This is a genomic window from Bacteroidota bacterium (assembly GCA_021300195.1).
Taxonomy (GTDB): domain Bacteria; phylum Bacteroidota; class Bacteroidia; order J057; family JAJTIE01; genus JAJTIE01.
Genome location: JAJTIE010000025.1, coordinates 101,301 through 108,727, shown reverse-complemented (window position 1 = coordinate 108,727; position 7,427 = coordinate 101,301). Strand labels below are relative to the sequence as shown.

Here is a 7,427-nt window from a genome sequence, read left to right as displayed (position 1 = left end):
CCGCGGGCGCCTGAAGTCGGGCCTTAAAACCTGCCGAGGGCGAAAGTGGTAACTGGGGCTAAGTCGTAACAAGGTAGCCGTACCGGAAGGTGCGGCTGGATTACCTCCTTTCTAGTGATCTTTGTGATCAATTCAATTTCCTTTTCTCGATTCTATACGAATCTTTTCCCCTCGATTTTCATGGGCTTATAGCTCAGGTGGTTAGAGCGCAACACTGATAATGTTGAGGTCCCAGGTTCGAGTCCTGGTAAGCCCACGTATAGGGAAGCCAGAACCAAAGCAACCGGTTCTGAAACAGAAAAACAAAGCGCACTGCGCTTTTTTGACATTATGGGGGATTAGCTCAGCTGGCTAGAGCGCCTGCCTTGCAAGCAGGAGGTCATCGGTTCGACTCCGTTATCCTCCACACCAAGCCTCAAAATTGGCCTCCATAGCCAGTTTTTAGGCTTTTTTTGTTTTGGGGTCAAAAATTTGGACGAAATTTAGACAAAACCTTGTGTTCAACCCCTGCGTAAACACTGGAGTTACGGGCCAAAAGTGGCGTACTAGAAGACTGCATTTGAGGAGTCAAATTCAGTTTCTAAACGCATGAAAACTGAAGTTGCGTGCAGAATGTCCGTCTCTTTCCCAAGGATGGATAGGCCAGGTATTGGTCTGTTCACGTTGACTTCCTAAATCCCAAAACCGGGAAACACCAACGCACCAGGGAGTGCGCTGGCCCGAGCCGGATCCCCAACTGGTGGAGAGCATAGGTAAGGAGCAACACATACTAACCACTACAAGGAAGCCATTTCTTTTAGAAGGCAGTGCTCCCCCCTTGAGCGTGTGGTATCTGCTACTACGAGGCAACCACTTAAGGGGCCAAGACTAGCCCATTGGGGCAAGGTGGGTCTGCGTTTAAAACCCGATGCCCGTGTTTATCCCCACAGGGCAGAAGGGTAGTTGAAGCACGAGCCGCGAGAAGATCAGACTAGGAGGATTGGGAATCTATTGCCTATCGAGCGGATCCGTGGTCTATCAGCGGTTGCTTAGCAGTACGTGTATCTCAAAATTGAAGGTACGGATTACCCCCCCGGTACGCAGGTTTCCGGTTCCGAGCACGTTGGTAAGGCCAAAGTTGTAGTAAGCCCCGAAGCCGGTGGCCCCGAAGCCGGTAGGTAGGTCGATCGAGAAGCCAATGGGTAACAGCAGGTGCATTTTATTTAGCTTGTACTTATCGGTAGGTTCTCCCTCAAACACCTTCTTCAGCATGCCCTCCTGCAGAAAGCGGTACTGCCAGCGGAAGCCAATCTTAGGCGTAAAAATGCCGAAGCGTGGGCCTACTTTGAAGTCCAGCTCCAGGCCCGTCATCCGGGTGTTCAGCGTGTCCGGACTGTCCCGATTTACTAGCGGTAGCTGAAAGCCGCCATCTCCACCCTTGAAGAGAAAATTTAGGCCTACTTCCATTTGGCCGTTCCCATAGAACTTCTTGTAGGTAGGGCCAATGGTGATGTGGCTGTAGTTCCCCTCGATGAGTGGGAAGTTACGTGCCTGATTGTAGTAGGAAAAGTCGGACGCGAAGCGCATGCCGAAACCCGTCATCACTACCTCGTTTCGCCGGTTATAGGCCTGGCCCAGCACGAAGCCCTGGCTAAGCAGCAGGCAAATCAGGCACAACTGTGCATATCCCCGAAGAAGGCTCTTCATACTAGCTCTCCAGGTACTTTTCAATTCCGCTACTGACCAGCCTGTTGGCTCTGCGCTCCTCTTCCTCCTTCATTTGCCGTTTGAAGGCAATGACCAGGTCGTGGTAACTGGGGTGCTTGCAGCCCAGGATTTGCAGGGCAAAGAGTGCCGCATTTGCCGCCTCATTCAGGGCCATGGTGGCCACGGGTACACCCATGGGCATCTGTAGCATGGAGTATATGGCGTCCAGGCCATCGATGGAGTTATCGGCCTTGATCGGCACCCCTATGACCGGCTTGGGCGTAAAGGCCGCAATCATACCAGGCAGGTGGGCAGCACCTGTGGCCCCCGCCACCACTACCATAATATCACTACTGGCCAGCGAACGCGCATAGTCTATCATCCGCTGGGGGTTTTTGTGGGTTTCCAGCATATCCAGCGCGTAGGGGATGCCGAAGCGATCCAGCAGTTTGGTGGCCCCCAGCATTATCGGCAGGGTTTCTGCCGAGTCCATTACGATTCCTATTTCTTTGGCGCTCATTGTATTTAGGGCTTTGATTTTGCCAAATCTACAGCTTTTTGTGCACGCATGCTGCCCAAATCTGTACGACCGAAACCATTGTTTGGGTATGGCTTGCGCTTCCACTGCTACAGGGTGCGCCCGCCGCACCACAAAAACAGCCCCCTGGTGGGGGCTGTTGGGGTGTTAGGCCTAATGGGTGGGCGTGGCGTACTTTTTCGATTTCCTCGCAGGTACACCACGCTTATACAGCAAAGCTTTCGCCACAGCCGCAGGCACGGCTGGCATTCGGGTTGTTGAAGTGGAAGCCCTTGCCTTGCAGGCCATCGCTATACGTTAGCTCGGTGCCTGCCAGATACAGATAGCTTTTCAGGTTCACGCGCATGGTAATGCCGTGGTCCTGAAACACCTGGTCGCCCGGCTGCACTTCATTGTCAAAGTCCAGGTGATAGCTCAGGCCTGAACATCCGCCGCCGTTTACCGATACGCGCAGGGCATAGTCATCACCCAGACCCGCCTGCTCGCGCAGGCGCATTACATGTGCTGCTGCTTGATCTGAGATCGCGATCATGGTTTAATGGGCTTTTTCAGATACAATGGGTTCCAGTCCCTGCTTGGCTCGGTAGTCATTTATGGCTGCCTTTATAGCATCCTCGGCCAGTACGCTGCAGTGGATTTTTACAGGCGGCAGTGCCAGCTCCTCCACAATCTCCATGTTGTCTATCTCCAGGGCCTCGTCTACCGTTTTGCCTTTTAGCCACTCGGTAGCCAGGCTGCTGCTGGCAATGGCACTACCACAGCCAAAGGTTTTAAACTTGGCATCACGGATCACTTTGGTCTGCTCATCCACCTCTATCTGCAGGCGCATCACGTCTCCGCACTCTGGGGCACCTACCAGGCCAGTGCCCACGTTGCTTTTACTTTTATCCAGCGTACCTACATTTCGGGGGTTGCTGTAGTGGTCTATTACTTTGTCGCTATAAGCCATGTCCTTCGGGTTTTAGGTTGTGTTCTATCGGGGTGTAAGTATTGCGTTATTCGAGTTTGATGCAGCAGGGCGAAACGGCTCCTGGCTGGGGGCATCCCGCTTAGTGAGGTACCCAGGCTACGGTGCTGAGGTCAACACCCTCCTGATACATCTCCCATAGGGGGCTCATTTTGCGCAGCTTGCTTACGGCCTCGCGCACGTGCCCAATGGCGTAGTCAATCTCGGCCTCGGTGGTGAAGCGGCCTAGGCCAAAGCGGATGCTGCTATGTGCCAGGTCGTCGCTCAGGCCCATGGCTTTCAGCACATAGCTGGGTTCCAGGCTGGCACTGGTGCAGGCGCTGCCAGAGCTTACTGCCAGGTCTTTTATTCCCATCATCAGGCCCTCGCCCTCCACGTGCTTGAAGCTGATGTTTGCCACGTGGGGCAGCCGCTGGGTAGGATTGCCGTTCCGTGTGCTCTCTTCTATCTTCAGCAGCTCGGTTTCCAGCTTGTCTCGCAGCTGGCGCAGGCGGGTTGCCTCGGCCTGCATTTCCTGCTGAGCCAGCTCGCAGGCCTTGCCCAGGCCCACAATGCCCGGTACATTCAGCGTGCCACTGCGCATGCCGCGCTCGTGGCCGCCACCGTCCATCTGGGCAGTTACCTTCACGCGTGGATTCTTCCGCCGTACGTACAGGGCACCCACGCCCTTGGGGCCATACATCTTGTGGCCCGAGAAGGCCATCAGGTCTATGCCCTCCTCGTCCACGTTTACGGGTATCTTGCCCACGGCCTGGGTGGCATCGGTAAAAAAGAGCGCCCCGTAGCTGTGGGCTATGGCCGACATTTCGCGGATGGGCTGTATCACGCCTGTTTCGTTATTGGCAAACATGATCGCCACAAGCGCCGTCTGCGGGGTCATTGCCGCCTCCAGTTCTTTCAGGTCTATCAGGCCATCTTGCTGTACATTCAGGTAGGTTACCCGGGCACCGCGGCGCTCCAGGGCGCGGCAGGTGTCTACTACAGCCTTGTGCTCCGTGCGGGCAGTAATGATGTGGTTGCCCTTGCGCGCATACATTTCGAACACGCCCTTTATAGCCAGGTTATTGCTTTCGGTAGCGCCGGAGGTAAATACAATCTCTTTTGCCGTGCAACCTATTAGGTTGGCTATCTGCTCGCGTGCATAGTCCACTGCCTCTTCGGCTCGCCAGCCAAACAGGTGGTTCCGGCTGGCAGCATTACCATAGTCTTCGGTAAAATAGGGTAGCATGGCCTCCAGCACACGGGGGTCCATGCGTGTGGTGGCATTGTTGTCCAGGTATATGGGTGTTTTCATGATTTTAGCTTGGGAGTAAGGGCTGGGAGTACGGCTTTGCTTCTTGATGCACTTGCCTCCGGAGTTGGTGCTTATTTATACTTATTCTAATTCTACAAAGCTAAAAACGCAGACGGTTACCTGCAAGTTTCCGACTGGTATATTTTCTGAGCTAAATGCTTGTGCTTTTTGGGCAGTACATATGCCGCAGTGCTATTCGGGCTTGTCCGCCTGGCCACAGGTGGGCTGGTTGGCAGCCTGGCACAAAAAAAAGGGCGCTCGGGCCCCTTTTGGTCTTTTTGATGCGGCTGGTATACCGCTACTTGCGGCTATAGTTGGGTGCTTCTTTGGTAATATAGATGTCGTGTGCGTGGCTTTCGGTCAGGCCGGCATTTGTGATGCGCACAAAGCGTGCCTGCTTTAGTTCGGCCAGGCTGGCGGCACCGCAGTAGCCCATGCCGGCCCGCAGGCCCCCTACCATCTGGTAGATCACCTCGGCCACCGTACCCTTGTAGGGTACCCGGCCTACAATGCCCTCGGGTACCAGCTTCTTGATGTCGGCCTCCACGTCCTGGAAATAGCGGTCTTTGCTGCCCTCGGCCATGGCCTCTACACTGCCCATGCCCCGGTAGCTTTTGAATTTCCGCCCATCATAGATGATGGTTTCGCCGGGGCTTTCATCCGTACCGGCAAAGAGGTTGCCGGCCATAACACAGTCGGCCCCGGCGGCTATGGCCTTCGGGATGTCGCCGCTGTACTTGATGCCGCCGTCGGCAATCACCGGGATACCCCGGGGTGCTGCTGCCGCCACGGCGGCCATCACGGCCGTTATCTGTGGCACCCCTACACCGGTAACAATGCGGGTGGTGCAGATGCTGCCAGGGCCTATGCCTACTTTAATGGCATTGGCTCCGGCCTCTATAAGGGCTGTGGCGGCTGCGCCGGTGCCTACGTTGCCGGCTATGAGCTGTAGATCCGGAAACTGCTTGCGTATCTTCCGCACCATGTCTATAACCCCCTGGCTATGGCCATGGGCTGTGTCTATGGTGATAACGTCCACCGAGGAGGCTAGGAGCGCCTCTATACGCTCCAGGGTGTCAGCTGTTACGCCTACGGCGGCCCCCACCCGCAGGCGGCCCAGCTCATCCTTGCAGGCATCCGGGAAGTTTGTTTTCTTCAGGATATCCTTGTAGGTAATCAGCCCAACCAGGGTTCCGTCCTTGCTTACTACAGGCAGCTTTTCTATGCGATATCGCTTCAGGGTTTCCTCGGCCTGGTCCAGCGTGGTACCTTCGGGCACGGTTACCAGTTTTTCATGCGTCATCACCTCCTTTACCGGGGTGCCGTTGGGCTGATGGAAGCGGATGTCGCGGTTGGTGATGATGCCTACCAGTTTTTTGTGCTGATCCACCACCGGTATACCGCCAATGCTATACTCGCCCATCATGCGGAAGGCATCTGCCAGGGTATCATCCGGGCGCAGGGTAATGGGGTCTACGATCAGGCCACTCTCATAGCGCTTTACGCGCCGCACCTGGTCGGCCTGGCGCTCTACGCTCATGTTTTTGTGCAGGATGCCCAGGCCCCCGCTGGTGGCCATGCCAATGGCCATGCGGTATTCGGTTACCGTATCCATGCCGGCACTCAGTAGCGGCACATTCAGGCGAATTTCAGGCGTAAGCAGGGTGCTGGTGTCGACCTCGCGGGGTAGAACCCGACTGTGGCCGGGGATGAGCAAGACATCGTCGAAGGTGAGGCCCTCCACGATTTTCTCCGGGCTGTCTATCATGATCTAAACACTTTTGCAAAGGTAGCAAAAGCAATCCGGTCTGCAAGGGCTAAGACGCTGGTCGTTCCACACTTCCACGCGTTTCCGCATCTGTGCGCCCCGGCTGCCTGCCCGTGCGTGTTGTGTTTTTTTCTGTCGGACTGTGTCTGGGTACTCCAAGATTTGGGAGGCGAAACCCGCTTATCCCCGCGTACGAGCAATCTCGTTTCGCAGCGCCTCCAGTTCATGGCCAACGCGCGCCAGGGTATGATCCAGGCTCTGCTTGAGCGGGATGTTTGGGGTTATGATTCGTTCCACCTTCCATAGCTGCAGCACCTGCTTCCGGTTCAGGCGCAGGGTAGTAGCATTTGGGCTATCGCTATTCAGTTGAAACTCTGGGGTGGTGGCGGGCACCTCTTCTGGCACGCGGCCTATCTTTAGCTCATGCTTGCTATGTGCTATCAGGTATACCTGGTTTGCCGCCAGGCTTGCCCGGGGCTGCACCAGGCTGCACACTACCACATCGCCCACAGCCAGGCTGGGATACATATTGTCGTCTCGCACCTCAAAAGCACGATACTCGTCTTGCCCGCTCAGGCCGGGCAGCTCCAGGGTGGGCTGCAGTTGTATGAACTCCCAGTCTGCATACTGCACCGCATATCGTTGGGTTGCCTCCTTGCCGCTGATAAGGGGGATGCGGGCATGCGTTGCCGGTGTCTCTGTTTTCCTGGAGGCCGGGCCTTGTCGCACATCGTCTATGGCAGCGCTGCTGGCAGCCGCCTGCGCTTGCTCCTTGCGTTTGCGCTGGGGGGTATAGGCCGTGTTCAGGGCTACCAGCTCCTCGCTAACGGGCTCAAATGGATCCCCATTTCGGTACATCAGCCAATCGCTCTTGATATGGAAGGACTCCAGTATGCGCTTGAATACGTCATAACTGATCCCGTTTTTTTCATTTTCAATGTCACTCAGTGCAGCCTGCGATATACCTATCTGGCCGGCAAACTGCTGCTGGGTCAGGTTCATCAGCTTGCGGATTGCCTTGATACGCTGGTTTTCGTTGTGCTGGGGTATGACGGCTTTTCGTTTGGCTTTCCTTTGAACCATGATTCTTGCAAGTAAAAAGTGTAAGATCCGGACCTACATGCCTGGTATTTTATACGATGATTTACGGTTTACGTAAATATAACAGTGGGAG

7 protein-coding genes, 2 tRNA genes and 1 rRNA gene are annotated in these 7,427 nt (G+C 55.4%); 3 read left to right on the top strand and 7 right to left on the bottom strand.

What is annotated here, in order from left to right:
• The 3 genes from LW884_06735 to LW884_06725 all read left to right on the top strand — a co-directional run.
• A 16S ribosomal RNA gene (locus LW884_06735) occupies window positions 1–111 on the top strand; the annotation flags it as partial.
• 71 nt (window positions 112–182) lie between these two features.
• Window positions 183–256: transfer RNA gene (locus LW884_06730), tRNA-Ile, on the top strand.
• A gap of 76 nt (window positions 257–332) precedes the next feature.
• Window positions 333–406 (top strand) — tRNA-Ala (locus LW884_06725).
• A gap of 611 nt (window positions 407–1,017) precedes the next feature.
• Here the strand turns inward: LW884_06725 and LW884_06720 are convergent.
• The 7 genes from LW884_06720 to LW884_06690 form a co-directional block, all read right to left on the bottom strand.
• Window positions 1,018–1,686, bottom strand: a complete 669-nt coding sequence (locus LW884_06720; protein ID MCE3008023.1) for a hypothetical protein — start codon at window positions 1,684–1,686, stop codon at window positions 1,018–1,020.
• 1 nt (window position 1,687) lies between these two features.
• Window positions 1,688–2,206: a 5-(carboxyamino)imidazole ribonucleotide mutase gene (gene purE / locus LW884_06715; GenBank protein ID MCE3008022.1), complete on the bottom strand. Its 519-nt coding sequence runs from the start codon at window positions 2,204–2,206 to the stop codon at window positions 1,688–1,690.
• A gap of 223 nt (window positions 2,207–2,429) precedes the next feature.
• Complete coding sequence (locus LW884_06710; protein MCE3008021.1) at window positions 2,430–2,756, bottom strand: iron-sulfur cluster assembly accessory protein; 327 nt, start codon at window positions 2,754–2,756, stop codon at window positions 2,430–2,432.
• Window positions 2,757–2,759: 3 nt separating this feature from the next.
• The gene (iscU, locus tag LW884_06705) at window positions 2,760–3,173 is read right to left on the bottom strand and encodes a Fe-S cluster assembly scaffold IscU (protein MCE3008020.1); all 414 of its coding nucleotides are present in this window, start codon (window positions 3,171–3,173) and stop codon (window positions 2,760–2,762) included.
• Between the two features lie 100 nt (window positions 3,174–3,273).
• Entirely contained in the window at window positions 3,274–4,485 is a 1,212-nt protein-coding gene (locus LW884_06700; GenBank protein ID MCE3008019.1) for an IscS subfamily cysteine desulfurase, read from the bottom strand.
• Window positions 4,486–4,783: 298 nt separating this feature from the next.
• Window positions 4,784–6,253: an IMP dehydrogenase gene (gene guaB / locus LW884_06695; protein ID MCE3008018.1), complete on the bottom strand. Its 1,470-nt coding sequence runs from the start codon at window positions 6,251–6,253 to the stop codon at window positions 4,784–4,786.
• A gap of 180 nt (window positions 6,254–6,433) precedes the next feature.
• Complete coding sequence (locus tag LW884_06690) at window positions 6,434–7,336, bottom strand: helix-turn-helix domain-containing protein (GenBank protein ID MCE3008017.1); 903 nt, start codon at window positions 7,334–7,336, stop codon at window positions 6,434–6,436.
• Window positions 7,337–7,427 lie beyond the last annotated feature (91 nt).

Excerpts from the sequence above, each read along its gene's own strand:
- purE (MCE3008022.1), bottom strand. The coding sequence starts at position 2,206 with ATGAGCGCCAAAGAAATAGGAATCGTAATGGACTCGGCAGAAACCCTG.
- guaB (MCE3008018.1), bottom strand. The coding sequence starts at position 6,253 with ATGATAGACAGCCCGGAGAAAATCGTGGAGGGCCTCACCTTCGACGAT.
- LW884_06720 (MCE3008023.1), bottom strand. The coding sequence starts at position 1,686 with ATGAAGAGCCTTCTTCGGGGATATGCACAGTTGTGCCTGATTTGCCTG.
- LW884_06710 (MCE3008021.1), bottom strand. The coding sequence starts at position 2,756 with ATGATCGCGATCTCAGATCAAGCAGCAGCACATGTAATGCGCCTGCGC.
- LW884_06690 (MCE3008017.1), bottom strand. The coding sequence starts at position 7,336 with ATGGTTCAAAGGAAAGCCAAACGAAAAGCCGTCATACCCCAGCACAAC.
- LW884_06700 (MCE3008019.1), bottom strand. The coding sequence starts at position 4,485 with ATGAAAACACCCATATACCTGGACAACAATGCCACCACACGCATGGAC.
- iscU (MCE3008020.1), bottom strand. The coding sequence starts at position 3,173 with ATGGCTTATAGCGACAAAGTAATAGACCACTACAGCAACCCCCGAAAT.